This window comes from Leisingera sp. (assembly GCF_034669605.1).
Taxonomy (GTDB): Bacteria; Pseudomonadota; Alphaproteobacteria; order Rhodobacterales; family Rhodobacteraceae; genus Leisingera.
Genome location: NZ_JAXMOX010000090.1, coordinates 1 through 17151, shown reverse-complemented (window position 1 = coordinate 17151; position 17151 = coordinate 1). Strand labels below are relative to the sequence as shown.

The 17151-nt window shown below is 62.7% G+C and carries 16 protein-coding genes; 10 read left to right on the top strand and 6 right to left on the bottom strand.

Features of this window, described 5'->3' with window-relative positions:
• Positions 1-420: 420 nt before the first annotated feature.
• The 4 genes from VOI29_RS12735 to VOI29_RS12720 are packed head-to-tail and all read right to left on the bottom strand — an operon-like array spanning position 421 to position 4011.
• Positions 421-1119: an ABC transporter ATP-binding protein gene (locus VOI29_RS12735; protein ID WP_323779270.1), complete on the bottom strand. Its 699-nt coding sequence runs from the start codon at positions 1117-1119 to the stop codon at positions 421-423.
• The gene (locus VOI29_RS12730) at positions 1112-1903 is read right to left on the bottom strand and encodes an ABC transporter ATP-binding protein (RefSeq protein WP_323779268.1); all 792 of its coding nucleotides are present in this window, start codon (positions 1901-1903) and stop codon (positions 1112-1114) included. The genes VOI29_RS12735 and VOI29_RS12730 overlap by 8 nt, the downstream gene beginning before the upstream one ends.
• Positions 1900-3090 carry a branched-chain amino acid ABC transporter permease gene (locus VOI29_RS12725; protein WP_323779266.1) on the bottom strand — a complete coding sequence of 397 codons (1191 nt, stop codon included), beginning with the start codon at positions 3088-3090 and terminating at the stop codon, positions 1900-1902. The genes VOI29_RS12730 and VOI29_RS12725 overlap by 4 nt, the downstream gene beginning before the upstream one ends.
• Positions 3091-3093: 3 nt before the next feature.
• Positions 3094-4011: a branched-chain amino acid ABC transporter permease gene (locus tag VOI29_RS12720; protein WP_323779264.1), complete on the bottom strand. Its 918-nt coding sequence runs from the start codon at positions 4009-4011 to the stop codon at positions 3094-3096.
• 272 nt (positions 4012-4283) lie between these two features.
• Between VOI29_RS12720 and VOI29_RS12715 the strand changes: the two genes are divergently transcribed.
• The 8 genes from VOI29_RS12715 to VOI29_RS12680 all read left to right on the top strand — a co-directional run bounded on the left by VOI29_RS12715 (position 4284) and on the right by VOI29_RS12680 (position 12216).
• Positions 4284-5420: a branched-chain amino acid ABC transporter substrate-binding protein gene (locus VOI29_RS12715; RefSeq protein ID WP_323779262.1), complete on the top strand. Its 1137-nt coding sequence runs from the start codon at positions 4284-4286 to the stop codon at positions 5418-5420.
• Between the two features lie 182 nt (positions 5421-5602).
• Positions 5603-7048: a 4-hydroxyphenylacetate 3-hydroxylase family protein gene (locus VOI29_RS12710; RefSeq protein ID WP_323779260.1), complete on the top strand. Its 1446-nt coding sequence runs from the start codon at positions 5603-5605 to the stop codon at positions 7046-7048.
• Positions 7049-7079: 31 nt separating this feature from the next.
• Positions 7080-7499, top strand: coding sequence for a RidA family protein (locus VOI29_RS12705; RefSeq protein ID WP_323779259.1), 420 nt, complete (start codon positions 7080-7082; stop codon positions 7497-7499).
• Between the two features lie 19 nt (positions 7500-7518).
• On the top strand, positions 7519-8196 hold the full coding sequence (locus VOI29_RS12700) for a DUF1028 domain-containing protein (protein WP_323779257.1): 678 nt from the start codon (positions 7519-7521) through the stop codon (positions 8194-8196).
• A gap of 78 nt (positions 8197-8274) precedes the next feature.
• On the top strand, positions 8275-9432 hold the full coding sequence (gene argE / locus VOI29_RS12695; RefSeq protein ID WP_323779255.1) for an acetylornithine deacetylase: 1158 nt from the start codon (positions 8275-8277) through the stop codon (positions 9430-9432).
• A gap of 118 nt (positions 9433-9550) precedes the next feature.
• Positions 9551-9913, top strand: a complete 363-nt coding sequence (locus tag VOI29_RS12690; protein WP_323779253.1) for a hypothetical protein — start codon at positions 9551-9553, stop codon at positions 9911-9913.
• Between the two features lie 71 nt (positions 9914-9984).
• On the top strand, positions 9985-10905 hold the full coding sequence (locus VOI29_RS12685) for a LysR family transcriptional regulator (protein WP_323779251.1): 921 nt from the start codon (positions 9985-9987) through the stop codon (positions 10903-10905).
• Positions 10906-11046: 141 nt separating this feature from the next.
• Positions 11047-12216, top strand: a complete 1170-nt coding sequence (locus tag VOI29_RS12680; protein WP_323779250.1) for a LysR substrate-binding domain-containing protein — start codon at positions 11047-11049, stop codon at positions 12214-12216.
• Between the two features lie 19 nt (positions 12217-12235).
• On the opposite strand, the gene VOI29_RS12675 is transcribed toward VOI29_RS12680, so the two are convergent.
• Positions 12236-12808: a HutD family protein gene (locus tag VOI29_RS12675; protein WP_323779248.1), complete on the bottom strand. Its 573-nt coding sequence runs from the start codon at positions 12806-12808 to the stop codon at positions 12236-12238.
• Between the two features lie 110 nt (positions 12809-12918).
• Positions 12919-13746: a hypothetical protein gene (locus VOI29_RS12670; protein WP_323779247.1), complete on the bottom strand. Its 828-nt coding sequence runs from the start codon at positions 13744-13746 to the stop codon at positions 12919-12921.
• A 561-nt stretch (positions 13747-14307) separates the two neighbouring features.
• Between VOI29_RS12670 and VOI29_RS12665 the strand changes: the two genes are divergently transcribed.
• The gene (locus VOI29_RS12665) at positions 14308-15711 is read left to right on the top strand and encodes a Glu/Leu/Phe/Val dehydrogenase (RefSeq protein ID WP_323779245.1); all 1404 of its coding nucleotides are present in this window, start codon (positions 14308-14310) and stop codon (positions 15709-15711) included.
• A 12-nt stretch (positions 15712-15723) separates the two neighbouring features.
• On the top strand, positions 15724-16644 hold the full coding sequence (locus tag VOI29_RS12660; protein ID WP_323779243.1) for a LysR family transcriptional regulator: 921 nt from the start codon (positions 15724-15726) through the stop codon (positions 16642-16644).
• Positions 16645-17151: the final 507 nt, after the last annotated feature.

Sequence of the window (17151 nt, the reverse complement as noted above, 5' to 3'; positions counted from 1 at the left end):
ACACTGCTTTTCGGTCCTTGCACGACCTGGAATGTCCCGATCCGTCCCCCGCCGCTGTCCGGCATATTTGAGGTGCCGGTCAGCGGCTCCCTTATCGCATGGGAGCCAAGGATCAGCCTAAGACAAGGAATGTTACTCTCGCCCGCCATGAGAACAGGCAGCGGGAGCAGACATGGGATGGGTAAGGATGAGCGAGCGCGAACTGAACCGCGTAGAGGTTTTGGCGCAGATCGATAACGACACTCCCAAAGGGCTCCAACACGAGAGTCGTCAAATCTTTTACGCCAGAGTCCGCCGCGACATCCACATTGGAAGAATGCGAAGCCGCGGGCGTCAGGCCGGCCATCGCGTATGAAAAATCCGGCCGCTGCCAAAGACAGCGGCCGGGTTCAATGCACGGCCTTCCGGCCAAGGGAAATCTCACAGATAGAGATGTCGGATCGTATCGTCTTTCAGCAGGTCGCGGCTGTCGCCGCTGATAGCAATTTCGCCGCGGATCAGCAGGTATCCGCGCTCGGAGATGGACAGCGCGGTTTCCGCATTCTGCTCGATCAGTAGCACCGCCTTGCCTGCGTCGCGGATGCGCGAGACGATCAGGAAGTACTCGTCGATCAGCTTGGGCGACAGCCCCAAGGAGGGCTCATCCATCACCACCAGGTCGGGATCGCTGATCAGCGCCCGCGCAAGGGCAACCATCGCCTGCTCGCCGCCGGACATGGTGCCTGCCCCCTGGTCCAGACGCTCCATGATGCGCGGGAACAGTTCCCCCACCGCCTGCAGCCGCTCGTCGAAATCCAGCGAAGTCTTGGCCGCTTCGAAGCCCAGACGCAGATTTTCCCGTACCGTCAGCGTCGGGAACAAGCGGCGGCCTTCGGGCACAAAACCCACGCCCAGCCGGGCCAGGCTCTCGGTTCCGGTTTCGCTCACCCCCCGCCCGGCAATGCGGATGCTGCCGCTGTTCCAGGGCAGCAGCCCGCAGATCGCGTTGAAGGTCGTGCTTTTGCCGGCCCCGTTGGGGCCCAGCAGGCAAACCAGCTCCCCCTTGCCGACCGTCAGAGACACATTGCGCAGCATCGGCACCGGGCCATAGCTGGTGGATACAGAGTTCATTTCAAGCATGAGCGGCGGCCTTCTGTCCCAGATAAGCTTCCTGAACGCGCGGCATCAGCCGCACCTCGGCAAAATCCCCATCAGCAATCTTGCGACCATAGTCGATCACCGCCACCCGGTCCGGCAGCGCCGCAACCAGCCGCATGTCATGCTCGATGATCAGAAACGATAAGCCGGGCCTTTCGGCCATCACCCGCCGCACATCCGCCATTAAAGCATCGGTATCGCGGTCATCCATCCCGGACGACGGTTCGTCGAGCATGATGATTTTCGGCTCGGAGGCCAGCGCGCGGGCAATCTCCAGCCTGCGCCTGTCGGCCTGCGGCAGCGCCCCGGCCAGGCTGTGCCGCCGAGCATAGAGCTCCGGCGAGATGTCATGCAGCAGATCGCCTGCCCGTTCGGCCGCCTGATCCAGCTCGGCCTTGGCCTTGCGCGGCCGCAGCAGCGCATCCAGCACCCCGGCGCGAGTCTGCGTGTGCATCCCGATCAGCACATTGTCGAGCAGCGTCAGGTCATTGAAAAGCCGGCTTGACTGGAAGGTCCGCGCGATGCCGCGTTCGGCGATGCGGTGAGCCTGCTGCCCGGTGATATCGCGCCCCTCCAGATGCACGCTGCCCCTGGTCGGCTGGTAGATCCCGGAAATCAGGTTGAACAGGGTCGATTTCCCTGCTCCGTTCGGGCCGATGATGCACAGCACCTCGGAATGGTTCAGGCTCAGGCTGACATCGTTCAGCGCCACCAGGCCGCCGAACTGGATGGTCAGGTTGCGGGTCTCCAAAAGCGGCGCAGTCATTGGCCATCTCCATATGAACGGATTCGTTGCGGGAACAGGCCCTGCGGGCGCAGCAGCAGAAACAGGATCACTACCACGCTGACGAACAGCAGCCTGTAATCCGCAAAGATGCGCAGCTTTTCCGGCAGCATAGTCAGCAGGAAGGCCCCGATGATCACCCCCAGGGTGTTATCCATCCCGCCGACGATCACCATCGTCATGATCGTCACCGACACCAGGAAGGTGAAGTTGTCCGGCGAGATATAACTGACGTAGAAGGCATAGACCGTTCCGGCAAAGGCCGCGAGGAAGGCATCGACGCCAAAGGCCAGCATCTTGTACCAGACGATGTTGATGCCTTGGCAGCGCGCCGCCAGCGGATCGGCCCGCAGCGCGTTCCAGGCCAAGCCGACGCGGCTGTTGTGCAGGCGTTTGGCGGACACGATGCTTAGCGCGACGAGCGCAGCGGACAGGTAATAGAAATTGGCCTGGCTCGGCAGCCGGAAGCCCAGCACTTCGATCGGGCTGGCAAAGGAATGCCCGAACAGCACCGGCGCCGGGATTCCGACCAGCCCGTTCGGCCCGCCGGTCCAGCTGAAGTTGTTCAAAAGCTGATGCACCACGATGCCAAAGGCGATGGTGACCAGCGCCAGATAGCTTTCCTTGGTGCGCATCGACGGAAAGCCCAGCAAGAAGCCGAACAGCGTGGCAACCACCGCCGCCACCGGCAGCGTCAGCCAGAACGACACGCCGAAAGTCACCGCCAGCAGCGCCGAGGTATAGGCGCCGATGCCATAGGAGGCGCCGGTGGCGAAATTCGGAATATTCGCGCTGCCCAGCTGAAAGTTCAGCGCCAGCGCCAGCACCGCATAGAGTTGCGCCACGATCAGCAGATGCAATGCATAGCTGCTGCCCTGCATGAAGAAGGGAAACAGTAGCACGATGGCCCCGCCCAGCAGCAGCGCCGGGCGCCGCGCCTCGGCAAAGGCGCTGACGATGCTGTCCTCGGTCTGCGGCCGCAGTTGCAGCGCCGCGAACATCGCGCCCATTACCGCCAGCAACAATACGATTACCCAGGTTTCATCGCTCAGCAGGAATATGCCCAGCAGGGCCGCGCCGCCCAGTTCGGTTGCCGTCACTGTCAGCAGCCTGACGGCCGAACCGGCTCGGGCGCTTGGGGTACCGGTTGCAAAATCAGATTGTGCCATGGTTCAGACCTTCTCGAAAACCGGTTTTCCAAGCGCGCCCGCGGGCTTCAGCACCAGCACCGCAATGACCAGGATGAAAATGAACACCAGCCGGTAGGAGGCCCCATCCGGGACCGAGACCTGCACCAGCGTGTCGATGCCGGCAATCAGCAGGCTCCCCAGAATCGCCCCCTGCATGCTGCCCAGCCCGCCGATCACCGCTGCCGAGAAGCCGATCAGCCCCAGCTGCACGCCAAAATCGAACCGCACCACACCGGCGTGGCTGGCGAAAAACAGCGCGCCGATGGCCCCCACCGCGGTGGCGACAAAGAAGGTGACCGCAAAGATCCGGTTCGGATTAATCGCCATCAGCCTGGCCATATCGCGGTCTTCGGCCACCGCGCGGATCCGCATGCCGATGGGCGTGCGCCCCATCAGCAGGAACAGGGCAACCACCATGAAGGCCGACACCCCGATCACCAGTAGGCTAAACTTCGGCACCACCAGATCGCCCCAGCTGAAAGACCCGCTGATGATCGACGGAAACGGCTTCGGGTTCGATCCCTGCGGGTAAAAGGTCCGGATCAGCTCGCGCACCACCGTCCCCAGCGCCACGGTAGCCACCAGTGCCATCATCGCCGGGGCGGTGCGGAAACGGCGGATCACCAGCCAGTCTAGCAGAACACCCCAGACGCCGGTGACCAGAACCGCCGCCAGCAGCGCCAGCAGCAGTGCCCACAACCCGATATGCGAGAACAGCCCCGCCGTCAGCGCCTGAATGACAGCCAAGGCAACGAATGGCGCCACCATCGAGACGTCGCCATGTGAAAAGTGAATAACGTTCAGCACCCCGAACAACAGGCTGAAACCTAGGGCAAGCAGCGTGTAGATGCTTCCCAGGGCCAGCCAGTTGAGCACATGCTGTGCGATTAGTGCGTCCATTGGACCTCTCCTGTTTATCCACGCCGCCGGTTCCATTTCGGGGCGCGCCATTGGTCTACTGGGATAGGCAGCGGCCCGGCTTGCGGCAAAGGAAAATGCTGTTTTTCTGGATAGGGTTTTCCGAGGACCGCCTTCAGAATTTGCGACTTTCTGCAGAGGCCGGTTTGCGCTCAGTTCTTGCCATGGCCGTAGCGGCGGCGGCGATGTCCGTTGGAATGCCGCCAGACTTTTCCGGAACTGCGGCCTGTCAAAAATCCAACTGGGAGCAACACATGACTATTTTCAAAACAGGGCGGCGCGCAGTCATTGCATCTGTGCTGGCGGGGGCGGTTTGCGCCGCGATGCCCGCCTGGGCACAAGAAAAACCGGTAATCAAGCTAGGCTTCATCGGACCGCTCAGCGGCGGTAATGCCCAGCAGGGACTCGGCGCCCGCAACGGCTTTCTGCTGGCGCTGGAGCAGGCCAATGCCGGCGATTACCCCTTCGCCGTCGAGCCGGTGGTGCTGGACGACGCCTCTGATCCGCAAACCGGCGTTTCCGCAGCGCTAAAACTGGTCAACGACCCGGACGTCGCGGCCGCCATCGGCCATTGGAACAGCCCGGTCGCGCTGGCCACCATCCCGGTGTTCAACCGCTTCCAGATGCCGATGATCGTCTGGGGCGCAATCAGCCCCAAGATCACTGAGCAGAACCTGCCCGAAATCACCCGTGTCACGCCAACGCTGGTGACGGAAAACAAACCGCTGGCCGAATGGGCCGCGGGCGAACTGGACGCGAAAAACATTGCCATCATCGCCGACACCAGCGACTACGGGACCGCCAATGCTGATGCCTTCGAGGAATTCTTCGGCGAGGCCGGTGGCAGCGTGCTGTCCAAGGACCTGCTGCCTGTCGGTGCCACTGACTTCCGCGCGGTACTGACACGCCTGCGCGGCGAAGCCCCGGATGCGGTCTACTTCGGCGGTGTGATCACCGAAGCCGGAATCCTGCGCCGTCAGATGGTCGAACTGGGGCTGGATGTGCCGATGATCGGCATCTCCGGCTTCTACGACCCCGAATTTATCGCCCTGGCAGGCGATGCCGCTCCTGGCACCATGGTCAGCTACCCGGCATCTCAATCGAACCCGAAACTCGAACAGCTGATGGCCGACTATGAGGCCCGCGGCTTTGCCGAGCCGACCAGCCCCTACACCAAATACGCATTCGACGCGGCCAACATCCTGATTGCGGCGATTGCCGAAACCGGCACCGATGACAAGCAGGCGCTGGCAGAGGCGATCCGCGCGGCCAAGCATGACGGCGCCCTGGGGCTCACCAGCTTTGACGCCAACGGCCAGACCGAAATCCCTGTCGCCATCCAGATCAAGGAAGTGCGCGACGGAGCCTGGGTGACCCGCGGCGACAGCTGACGGCGCCACCCTCAGGAATTTCCGGTGCGCTCCCTCCTGCGCATCGGAAATTCCGACCCCCTCCATAAGTATTGTGTATTTTCATCGTCTTAGTTGGAGGTGCTAGCATAAATCGCAGCGCAACGCTGCACCAAATCCGGCGGTTTCAATGGCCGGCACTGAACAGTCAAAGGGAACTTTCCATGCTGAGAACAGGACAACAATACAGGGACTCGATCCGCGATGGCCGCCGGGTCTGGATGAATGGAGAGCGGGTTCACGATGTCACCACCCATCCCCAGTTCAAGCCGCTGATCGACATCCGCGCGCGGATCTATGACATGGCTCATGAGGGCGCCACGCGCGACATCATGAGCTATGAGGAGAACGGCGACCGGTTCTCGGTCGGGCTGAAACTGCCCTACACCGAGGACGACTGGCACGCTAAACGCCGCGCCACCGATGCGGTGCTCGAGGACGTCGGTGGCATCGTCACCCGGGTTGGCGACGAAACCGCGGGCGAGATGTGGTCTCTCTATGACGGTCAGGACATCCTCAACGAAGTCGATCCGCGTTTTTCAGACAACATCTGCGCCCACATCCACAAGGTGATCCAGAACGATCCCTTCCACGTTTCGGCCAATACCGATCCCAAGGGTGACCGCTCCAAGCGGCCGCAGGACCAGGATCCCGACATGTTGCTGCGTGTGGTCAAGGAAACCGACGCGGGCATCGTGGTGCGCGGCGCCAAATACGAAACGGCAGCCGCCTATGCCAACCAGGCGTTCACCAAACCGACCATTGCCAACTGGGGCGACAGCGCGCTGTCGGAATACGCGGTCGGGTTCATCTGCGATTTTTCCTCGCCGAACCTGCGCTTCATCTGCCGCACCGGCTTTGCCGGCCGCGCCCCGGCCGAGGATTACCCGCTGTCCAGCCGCTTTGACGAAATCGAAGCGCTGGTGATCTATGACGATGTGCTGATCCCGTGGGAGAACGTGCTGTTCTACCAGCACACCAAGGCGGCGGGCTTCATCCGCAACACGCTGCACCGCTACTCCGCCTTTGCCTTTGTCCAGCGCAACCTCAAGCTAGCCGACCTGATGATCGGCGCGGCGCTGTGGAACGTGCGCCAGACCGGCCTGGAAAAACAGCAGGCGGTGCAGGAAAAGCTGGCCACCCTGGCCTGCTACCGCGAGGGCATCAACGCGCATCTGACCGCCGCGATCGCCAATGCCGAAACCAGCCCCGGCGGCCTTCTGATGCCGAACCAGTCGCTGCTGATGACCGGCCGCGTGCATGCCTGCTCGCAGCTGCACCACATGATGCACCTGGCGCGCGAACTCTGCGGCGGCCAGATCTGCGTCACCCCGGACGCCGCCGCCTTTGCCGACCCCGACACCGCGGACTGGCTCAAGAAGTTCTACACCCTGAACGACAACTGGGGCAGCGACGACCGCCGCAAGCTGCTGGCCTTCGCCCGCGACCTGCTGAACTCCGACTATGCCGGCCACCGGCTGACCTTCCAGCTGTTCGCCCAGGCGCCGCCGTTTGCCCACCTCGGCGCGGTCTACCGCAACTTCGACTTCGACGATGCCCTGCGCTTCACCAAGAAATCGGCCGGCCTGTCCGACAACGTCTTGGGCTGACCCGGCCAACCAAACCAACAGAGTAACAGAAATGACCCATAAACGACTCCGCCCCTTCAACACCAAGAACACCTACCCCGAGCAGAACCTCAACACTGACCTCAGCCAGGGCGTGGTTGCCCGCGGCACCATGGTGTTCCTGCGCGGCCAGGTGAGCCAGGATCTGGAAACCCGCGAATGCCTGCATGTCGGCGACGCCGGCGCGCAGACCCGCAAGACGATGGAAAATATCAAGATGCTGCTGGAAGAGGCGGGCAGCGAGATGTCCCATATCTGCCGCATCGTGGTCTATGTCACCGATATCCGCTACCGCGAGGCAGTCTATCAGGAAATGGGCAAATGGCTGGGAGGCGTGCACCCCTGCTCCACCGGGCTGGTGGTGCCGGCACTGGCGCGGCCGGAATGGGTGGTCGAGGTCGAAGTGACCGCCGTCATCCCTGACGCCGCCTGATCCCGCATAGGAGCTGACTATGACTTTCTCAATTTCCGCCCGCTGCCCCGACAGCGGCATGTTCGGGATCGCGGTCTCTTCCTCCTCGGCCTGTGTCGCCGCGCGCTGCGCCCACGCCCGTTCGGGCGTGGGGGTGGTGGCGACCCAGAACATCACCGACCCGCGGCTCGGCCCCAAGGGGCTTGACCTGATGGCAACCGGCCTGTCCGCCGGGGATGCGCTGGAACGGCTCAAGGCTGACGCCTCGCATCTCGACTACCGCCAGCTGGCACTAGTCGACGCAGAGGGGCGCACCGCCTCCTTCTCGGGCGCCAACACCCTTGGCACCCACCGCGTCGCCACCGGCAATGGCGTGGTGGCGGCCGGCAACCTGCTGTCCGATGCCGACGTTCCCGCCGCAATGGTCGCCGCGTTCGAGGAAAGCGCCGGCCTGCATCTGGGCGACCGGCTGATCGCCGCCATGCGCGCGGCTGAGGCCGCAGGCGGCGAGGAAGGCCCGGTGCATTCGGTCGGCATGATCCTGGTCCGCAGCGAGGAATGGCCGCTGGCCGACCTGCGCGTCGACTGGGCCGAAGAGGATCCGATCGGCAAACTGGCCAGCCTGTGGGACCGCTGGAAGGAAGAAATGGACGCCTACATCAGCCGCGCGCTGAACCCGTCCGAAGCCCCCAGCTACGGCGTGCCGGGCGATCCGTAAACCGCTGCCCCCAAAACTCTCCCACTGCTGTGCGCGTGCCCTTCACGCGCACAGCCTTTTCCTGAAAGATGACCGCCGATGCGCACCCTCGAAATCCTCGACAACCTGATTTCCTTCCCCACCATCAGCCGCCAGCCCAACCGGGAGCTGCTGGATTATGTCTGCGCGCTGCTGGAACCCGCCGGCGCCAGGCTGGAACTCGTGGAAAGCGGCGACGGCACCCGCGCCAATCTGTTTGCCACCATCGGCCCGCAAGACCGCCCCGGCGTTGTGCTGTCGGGCCATACTGACGTGGTGCCCGCCGCGGGCCAGGACTGGAGCCGCGACCCGTTCCGGATGCACCGGGAAAACGGCCGCTGCTACGGCCGCGGCACCGCCGACATGAAGGGATTCGTCGCTGCCGCCATCGCCGCCGCAGTGCAGGCCGGCCAGCGCGATCTGCAAACCCCGCTGCACCTGGCGCTCTCCTATGACGAGGAAATCGGCTGCGTAGGCGTCCGCAGCCTGATCGACGCGCTGGAAAAACGCCCGCTCCGCCCCGCGCTCTGCATCGTTGGCGAGCCAACCGGCATGCGGATCGCCAGCGGCCACAAGGGCAAGGTTGCCCTGCAGGCCTGCTGCACCGGCCGCAGCGGCCATTCCGCCTTGGCCCCCAAGGCGCTGAACGCGCTGCGTCTGGGCGCGGAATTCATCGGCGTACTGCAGCAGGAACAGGACCGGCTGGCGCGCGAGGGCGCACAGGATCCCGCCTATGACATTCCCTGCAGCACGGTCCATGCCGGGGTGATGCGCGGCGGCATCGCGCTGAACATCGTGCCGGACCGCTGCGAAATAGATTTCGAGATCCGCAACCTGACAATGGACGATGCCGGCGCAATTCTCGGCAATATCCGCAGCGCCGCCACCCGCGCGCTGGCCCGCCACCAGGCCGCCTTCCCGGAGGCGGATATCGCCATCACCGAGGTCAACCGCTACCCCGGCCTGGACACCCCGGCCGGTGATCCGGTGGTCCGGCTGCTGGCGGAAATCACCGGCGCTCACGCGGAGCCGGTCAAGGTCGCCTTCGGCACCGAGGGCGGGCTGTTCCGCAACCATCTGGGCATCTCCACCGCAATCTGCGGCCCCGGCCACATGGATCAGGGCCACAAACCGGACGAATACATAAAAGACAGCCAGCTGGCGGCCTGCGACCGGATGCTGGCCCGGCTGACAGACCGGCTGGAACAGGGGCTGTGACCGCGCGCCCCTGCCCCGCAAAGAGCTGATGCCTTGCATCAGTTTTCGCTACTTTCGCTGGCTCCTGAAATCGCCCAAGCTGGATCCGGAAACGCGCCAGACAACCAGGAACAGCAAAATGAACATCATCGGTGTCTTCTCGCGCAGCATACGCAACCTCCGCCAGGCACAGGGCCGCGCCGCCAGCATCTCCCTGGCAACCGCCGCGGATCTGAGCATCACCCCCTATGAATTGCACGAGGCCGCGGCCCAGCCCGCGGATGTGCCCGGCCGGATGCAGGCGATGGCGCGGATTTTCCGCGTGCCGGAGCAGTTCGCCCGGCTGCCGCGCCCGCAGGTGCAGGATATGGCCCGCCAATGCGCGGCCTGCCCCAGCGGATCCCGCTGCAGAAAGGCGCTCGCCCGCGCCGCAACCGCAGCGCCGCAAGATTGCAGTTTCTGCCCGAATGCCGTTAGCTATCAGAATCTTGCGGTAGACTGAGAACCGGACCCTTCTGACCGGCGTTCATGTACGCCCCGCAGGGAAACAGGCAACCTACAAGAAAGCACGTCATGAGGTTTACCCTACGTCAGCTCAGCTACTTCGTTGCAGCAGGTGAAACCGGGAGTGTGACCCGTGCGGCTGAGCAAGTGAACATTTCACAGCCTTCAATCTCAGCCGCGATCTCCCATCTGGAAACCGAATTCGGCGTGCAGCTGTTTGTCCGCCACCATGCACAGGGCCTGTCTCTGACACCGGCAGGCCAGCAACTGTTGAAGGCGGCCAAAGGCTCGCTGCGTTCGATGTATGAGCTCTATGACGTCGCTAGCGCTGCCATCGGCACCGTAGCCGGCCCGATCAGCGTTGGCTCCTTCCGCACATTTGCACCGCTTATCATGCCGGAAATCTGGCAGGGTTTCTCGGCTGAGCACCCCGACGTGAAGATGACCGTGACCGAAGGCAGCGAGGCCGATCTGCTTGAGGGCCTGCGCATGGCACGGATTGATGTCGCCTTGACCTACGCGCTGCACATGACCCCCGACATGGACTTTCAACCGCTGGCAGAACTGCCCACCTACGCGGTCCTGTCCGCCGCGCACCCGCTGGCGGACAGGGAGCAGGTGCTTTTGAGCGAACTGGAAAACACCCCTTTCATCCTGCTCGACATGCCTCTGACCCGGCAGTATTTCCTCAACATCCTGGACCAATCAGGGGTGTCCCCCCGCATAGCAGCGGAAACCGCGTCCCCCGAAACGCTGCGCTCCTACGTTGCTGCCGGGCTAGGGTTCTCGCTGATGAGCGTGCGGCCGCGCAACATGTCGGCCCCGAACGGGCTGCCGTTGCGCTATGTCGCCATCAAGGACGAGTTTCCGCTGATGCAGGTCGGCCTAGCCTCGCTCAAGGAGATGCGCCGCACCAGCGTCATTGACGCATTCGAGGCCTATTGCCGCGAACAAATTACCACGGGCGCACTGCCCGGCATGGCTCCCTAACGCCCTGCCCCAATTGCTTCAACTTTTCCGAGAGAGAGCTGCAATAAACCATTCTTTCTCCTTCAGGCTGAGTTTGGGATGATCGCTTCAGTGCCGGAAACCTCGCGCAACTGAACGCAAGCGACCATTGGAGAGCGAATAGTGGAAAAACAGGTAGATCACGCGCTTCGCAGCAAGTTCTTGGAAGGAATGAGCCACGCAGCCTGCACCGTTAATATCGTCACCACCGACGGGCCCGCCGGGCGCGCCGGTGTGACGGTTTCGGCCATGGCCTCGGTGTCTGCGGATTCAGAGCGGCCGACTCTGTTGGTGTGCGTTCATGAACTGTCTCCCGCCGCCCCCCGGATCGTCGGAAACGGCGTGCTTTGCGTGAACGTGCTGCGCGATGACCAGTCTTATGTCTCGGACACCTTCGCCGGCCGCTTCAAGGATGAGATCGGCGACAAATTCGAATGCACCGACTGGGTGCAGACCGCATCGGGGGCACCCTGCATGGCCGATCCGCTGGTCGCCTTCGAATGCCGCCTGCTGTCGCATAAACAGGTCGGCACCCACCACATCTTCCTATGCGAAGTCATGAATCTGACGGTTGCGCAAACCGGCTCGCCGCTGATCTATGCCAACCGCGCCTACGGGCGCTCCTCCCGGATCGACGGCATCAAATCGCTGCGCAATGCCCTGCTGGAAGGCGCGGCGCAACTTTCGGTCGGCTGTTTCCACACTTTCGGGCCGTATGTCATGCCCGGCATCATCAAATCCCTGACCGCCACCGAACTCCGACTGGCCGAAGGCGACCATCGCAGCCTCTGCGAAGAACTACGCGCGGGCGCGGTTGAGCTCGCGATGATGTATGACATCGGCCTGCCCGAAGAATTCCAAACCATCGAGCTCGATGAGCTGCACCCCTATGTGCTGCTCCCAGACAATCACCCGCTAGCCCAGCAGAACGAGATCGCACCAGAGGAACTGGCGGAAGAGCCGATGGTCCTGCTGGATGCGGCGCCAAGTGATGCCTATTTCACCGGCATCATGCGGGACGCAGGCGTCACCCCGCTGATCGCCCACCGGTCCGCCTCGCTGGAAATGGTCCGCGGCCTGGTCGGGCACGGGCTCGGCTACGCCCTTCTGGCGACCAAACCCGCTTCGGAAATGACCTATGACGGCCTGCGCCTGGTGGCGCGGCAGCTGTCCGGCCGCCACCGCCCGGCCCGCATCGTACTGGTCTACCGCAAAGGCCAGGAACTGAGCGCCGCGGCGCGCCGCTTCATCCGCCTGTGCCGGAAAGCCTTCGAAAAACAAAGGGCCGCCTAACGGCGGCCTGGCTGGCGGTTCAACCCTCCCGCTGCATTTGAACTGCCAGCATTTGCCCCGCGCCCTCAACCGGAACCGGCTGCGCGCCTTCCAGCAGCGCGCTGTCGCGGGGTGCCAACTCCAGAGTGCCGTCAGCCTTCCGCAGATGCCACTCCCCGGACACTGCGAACAGCACGATCAGCCCGTTCTCACCTGCATCGCACAGAGCCGGGCCGCTCAGCAGATCCGCCCCGGCGATCTTCCAGGCAGCGCGGGCCGCCATCACGTTCACTACCCGCACCGGCCCGCCGTCCGGTGTACCCACCGGGGCCAGCCCGGTGTCAAAGAAATAGGGCCGAAAAGGCAGCAGCCGGTGCGTATGCTTGGCAAACCGCAGATCAAGCGCGGATCCCTCGATTAGGGTGATCACCCGCTCTGCCCCCGGAAAGGCCGAGAACACCCCCGACTCCAAAATCGGCGCGCTGCTTATCCTCAGCGCGAAATCCTCCCGGCAGGCCCCGTCCGGGCGCAGGCAGATTTCGTCGGTGAACCCCTCCCCGTTTTTCCAAGGAAGGGTTTCATAACCTGCGGCAGGCAAATAGGTGATGGTCATCTGGACGACCTCCTTCAGATGCAAATGTCTGGAAACTCTGGTCCCAGGCCAAGGCGCCTCTTCCCGGCCTGCAACAACTGCTGCGGTCTCTTGCGGAAATGACGGCTCCTTCAGCCCACCCGCGCCTGCAGGCGCAGCAGGCCGGGTTCAGCCCGGAAACCGGGGCTCGTGGAGCGGATTGAGCCATCCGCGGATATCGCGATATTCAGAGCCGCCGCGCTGCCGCCGCGCCGCCCCTGGCGCGCGCGGTAAATGCCCGGCTTCGGCCGGCACAGCATCGGGTGAAGCTGCAGCCCTGCTTTGGAATGCCAGATCGTTTCCACCAGCCAATCATGACCCAGGCAGGCGCGGGCAGCCTTGAAATCACCGGCGGCCAGCAGAGCCCGGATCCGCGATGAGGACGTGCGCTCCCCGGCCTGCTGCACTGTCTGTACCGCCGTGACCCCGAACCCGAGCTTGCGGGCCATGGCGTCCAACAGCTCAATGTCCCCCCGCCGGCTGCTGCCGAACCGGAAATCCGGCCCGGTCACCACATGCGACACCGCCAGCCGGGCAACCAGCACATCCTTGATGAAAGCCTCGGGCGACAGGCCTGCGAACGCCCCGTCAAACCGGGGCATAAAGACAAACCCTACCCCGCAGTCCGCCGCCACCGCCAGCTTGCTACGCGGCGTGGTCAGCCGGAACGGCGCCTGATCCGGCGCAAAGAAACTGCGCGGATGCGGCTCGCAGGACATCAGTCCCACAGGCCGCCCGCCGCCTTGCAGCACCGCCTCATCCAGCAGCGATTGGTGACCCCGGTGGAAGCCGTCGAAATTGCCCAGCAGCAGAACCGACCCGCGCAAGGGATCGCCCTGCGGCAAGGAGGCTGTGACAACCCGTGGCGCTGCCAGGGGTGCACTCGGCGGAAGCTGTGCAGCCGGAGCAAGAAGCAACATGTGTCTCCTTCAAGTTGGAAAAAAGCTGCTCTCATCCTAGGTCCGTAACGGGCCGGGACAAATTCCGAACTTCTGTACCAGCCAATCAGTTTTTTGGAACTCTCTTGCCCCGCAGCCGGCTTCACAACGCTGAATTAACGCCGTCTTATCCACTTGTCCGAAACGCCCGCAGCCCGCGGGCTGCCACCTCCCGCGGTCCGAACGGGCCGGATTCTTTCGATCCTGCCCAAGCACAGACTAATTTCAGGCATGCTCAACATGATCATGCCCCATAGCGTGCTGCAGCTCATGGCTCGCTGAGTGCTTTCGACGGGCCGAGCTGATCATTCTGTCTGAGTTGCAAGCAGGCTTATGCTGCCACGATGCCCGCACGGTCGAACAACTGCATTCGAACTTGGCTGCTCTTGGCTTTACCGGTTTTGACCGGCGGGTGGGGAGCCTCTGGCCGCGCAATCCGAACACCACATCGGCGATGCAATACTTGCATTGGACATCCTGCATCGCATGGCGTTCCCCTCAAGGCACCTGCCCGGTGTCGGGCCTCTAAGGAAGATCACAAGAATGAGTCAGCAAGCGTTTCTCACCAGCGTCCGGCAGTTCATGGACACCGCCGCTAGCCACATTGACCTGCCCGAGGGCCTGGCTGAGCGGATCGCTCAGTGCAATTCGACCTACTCGGTGCGCTTCGGCGTCAAGCTGCGCGGCCGCATATACAGCTTCGAGGGCTGGCGCGCGGTGCACTCGGAACACATCGAGCCGGTTAAAGGCGGCATCCGCTATGCTCCCGACGCCGACCAGGACGAAGTCGAAGCGCTGGCCGCGTTGATGAGCCTGAAATGCGCGCTCGTTAACGTCCCTTTTGGCGGCTCCAAGGGTGCACTAAAGATCAACCCGTCCGACTGGTCCGAGGATGAGCTTGAACGTATCACGCGCCGCTTCACCCAGGAGCTGGCCCGCCGCGATCTGATACACCCCGGCCGCAACGTGCCGGCCCCCGATATGGGCACCGGCGAGCGCGAAATGGCCTGGATGGCTGACGAATACCGCCGCATCGGCAAGGCTGACGCCATGAACCAGAATGCCTGCGTCACCGGCAAGCCGGTGGTGCGCGGCGGCATCGAGGGCAGGATCGAAGCAACTGGCCGTGGCCTGCAATACGCGCTGAGAGCCTATCTGGACCACCCGGACACGCCTGCAATCAATGGCAAAAAATCGGTCAATGGCCTGAGTGTCGTCGTGCAAGGCTTCGGCAACGTCGGGTTCCATGCGGCCAAGTTCCTCGCCCAGGACGGTGCTCGTATTGTTGGCATCGTCGAGCATGATACGGCAATCTTCGATACAGCGGGGCTGGACGTCGATTCTGTGGCGGAATTCCGGCGCGAGACCGGCTCGATCGGTGGCTTTCCAGGCGCTCAGTCAGTGCCTAGCGAACAAGGTTTGAGCTACATGGCGGCCGACATCTTGATCCCGGCCGCCAAGGAAAACGCGATCACCAATGAGAATTGTGACGATATCAACTACAAGCTGGTAGTTGAAGCGGCGAACGGACCGGTGACAGCCGAGGCCGAAGCGAACCTGGTCAAGCGCGGCATTATTGTGCTGCCGGATCTGTATGTGAATGCCGGTGGTGTGGTGGTCAGCTACTTCGAGTGGGTCAAGAACATCACCCACTTGCCATTCGGCCTGATGGACAAACGGCAGAAGATCAGTTCTGGCACCGCGCTTGTCTCAGCGCTCGAGGAAATCGCTGGCCGACCGCTCGATGAGGCAAAGCGGGCGCAATTGGCCCATGAGACAGGTGAGATCGACGTGGTGCGTTCCGGGCTGGAGGAGATCATGATCCGCGCTTTCGCCGACATCATGCAGACCAAATCGCGCCTCGATCCTTCGGTCACGTTGCGAACCGCCGCGTACGTGGTTACGATCGCGCGGATCGCCGAATACTACCGGGCGATTGGCTTGTAAGGACACGCAGATATGGACGTTCGGTGGCTCGAGGATTTCTTGGCCCTCGTCGAGCTCAGAAACTTTACTCGCGCCGCCGAATTTCGCAACGTCTCGCAGGCCGCTTTCTCGCGACGGATCCAGTCGCTAGAACAGTGGCTGGGTTCGGGCCTAGTGGTAAAGGGAGCGGTGCCCGTCCGCCTCACTGAGGCAGGAGAGAAGTTCCGCGAGGACGCGCGGGTGGCCGTAGAGAGGCTGCTCGATGCGCGCTCTTCGATCCGGACCAGCCAGTTCGAGGTTATGAGCCAAGTGCGCATCGCCATGCCGAATGTGCTGGCACGGTCCGAGTTCAAACAGGTGCTCGGCATCATAGGGGGCAAGGCCAACAGTTCCTTTTCGGTGATTGTCGGCACCACTAATGACGTGGTCGCCCGCTACTTGGCTGGAGACGCCGACATCCTCTTCTCGCATGATTGCCCGGCGATACCGACCCATGAAAGCCTGGAGGCCCATGACCGGCTGGTAATCCGCCGGGATCGCTTCATGCCCTTCGCCACCAAAGACACGGTTCTTCGCTCGAAGTTCAATTTCCCTGGTAACCCGCGTAATCCGTTCCCGATGGTCGCCTACTCCCACCGTGCCTATTTTGCCCGTTTGTTTGAGCATGTCCTTCAACGGTCCAACAGCGCCCTGCCCTACAAGGTCTGTGTGCAATGCGACATGTCGGACGTGCTGAAAGAAGTCATCGCTGCCGGCTATGGTGTCGGCTGGTTGCCGGAAAGCGCGGTGGACAAGGCGGCGAGGGAAGAGATTTCTCCTATCGGCGGATTGGAATGGCGGCTGGATGTCGACATTTGCGCTTTCCGTCCGCCGGGAGCGCAGGGACCTAAAATCGACGGATTGTGGGATGCGCTTCGCGCTGGTGTCCGGACCAAATGCGTTCCAGGTTTTTGATATTCCATTTTCATTGATCCATATACGGACCTTCCTGGCCAGCATTGAGGCTGACTGTAGAAGTTGCACTGCGCCTGAAGGAAGCATTGGCGAAACAGCGGGGTAGATACAGCTCTGTTCCGTGCGTAGGAAAAAAATCCAGGTGTCCGCCTCAGCTGCCGTTCAGCCTTTGCTTCAAAAGCATGCCAATCTTAATGTATCTGCCGTTTCCGTCCCATTGAGATATTTAGGCGCTGACGGTTGATGGGCGTCGGCCAAGGACACGGGCGAGCAAGTCAGGGAGTCCCGGGTGAGCTCATTTCTGGTTATTTGCAGCGGCGTAGGCCCAAGGCATCAGGGCGCCGATGTCCTTGTTGCGGTGACCGTTCGCCAGCTTGGTGAAGAGGTCAAACGGCATTGCCATTTGTGGACAGCTCCTGTTTTGCAAGGGTTTTCTTTGTGATTTTGATCTTTATGCGTAGCGGTCATTTGTCCGGCCTATTTGCGCGGCACGTTCGACCGCTGGCC

Bases quoted from the DNA above. Each gene is read 5' to 3' on its own strand.
- VOI29_RS12700 (WP_323779257.1), top strand. From the start codon at position 7,519: ATGACTTTCTCAATTTCCGCCCGCTGCCCCGACAGCGGCATGTTCGGG.
- VOI29_RS12720 (WP_323779264.1), bottom strand. From the start codon at position 4,011: ATGGACGCACTAATCGCACAGCATGTGCTCAACTGGCTGGCCCTGGGA.
- VOI29_RS12705 (WP_323779259.1), top strand. From the start codon at position 7,080: ATGACCCATAAACGACTCCGCCCCTTCAACACCAAGAACACCTACCCC.
- VOI29_RS12690 (WP_323779253.1), top strand. From the start codon at position 9,551: ATGAACATCATCGGTGTCTTCTCGCGCAGCATACGCAACCTCCGCCAG.
- VOI29_RS12675 (WP_323779248.1), bottom strand. From the start codon at position 12,808: ATGACCATCACCTATTTGCCTGCCGCAGGTTATGAAACCCTTCCTTGG.
- VOI29_RS12735 (WP_323779270.1), bottom strand. From the start codon at position 1,119: ATGCTTGAAATGAACTCTGTATCCACCAGCTATGGCCCGGTGCCGATG.
- VOI29_RS12710 (WP_323779260.1), top strand. From the start codon at position 5,603: ATGCTGAGAACAGGACAACAATACAGGGACTCGATCCGCGATGGCCGC.
- VOI29_RS12670 (WP_323779247.1), bottom strand. From the start codon at position 13,746: ATGTTGCTTCTTGCTCCGGCTGCACAGCTTCCGCCGAGTGCACCCCTG.
- argE (WP_323779255.1), top strand. From the start codon at position 8,275: ATGCGCACCCTCGAAATCCTCGACAACCTGATTTCCTTCCCCACCATC.
- VOI29_RS12715 (WP_323779262.1), top strand. From the start codon at position 4,284: ATGACTATTTTCAAAACAGGGCGGCGCGCAGTCATTGCATCTGTGCTG.
- VOI29_RS12660 (WP_323779243.1), top strand. From the start codon at position 15,724: ATGGACGTTCGGTGGCTCGAGGATTTCTTGGCCCTCGTCGAGCTCAGA.
- VOI29_RS12725 (WP_323779266.1), bottom strand. From the start codon at position 3,090: ATGGCACAATCTGATTTTGCAACCGGTACCCCAAGCGCCCGAGCCGGT.
- VOI29_RS12730 (WP_323779268.1), bottom strand. From the start codon at position 1,903: ATGACTGCGCCGCTTTTGGAGACCCGCAACCTGACCATCCAGTTCGGC.
- VOI29_RS12685 (WP_323779251.1), top strand. From the start codon at position 9,985: ATGAGGTTTACCCTACGTCAGCTCAGCTACTTCGTTGCAGCAGGTGAA.
- VOI29_RS12665 (WP_323779245.1), top strand. From the start codon at position 14,308: ATGAGTCAGCAAGCGTTTCTCACCAGCGTCCGGCAGTTCATGGACACC.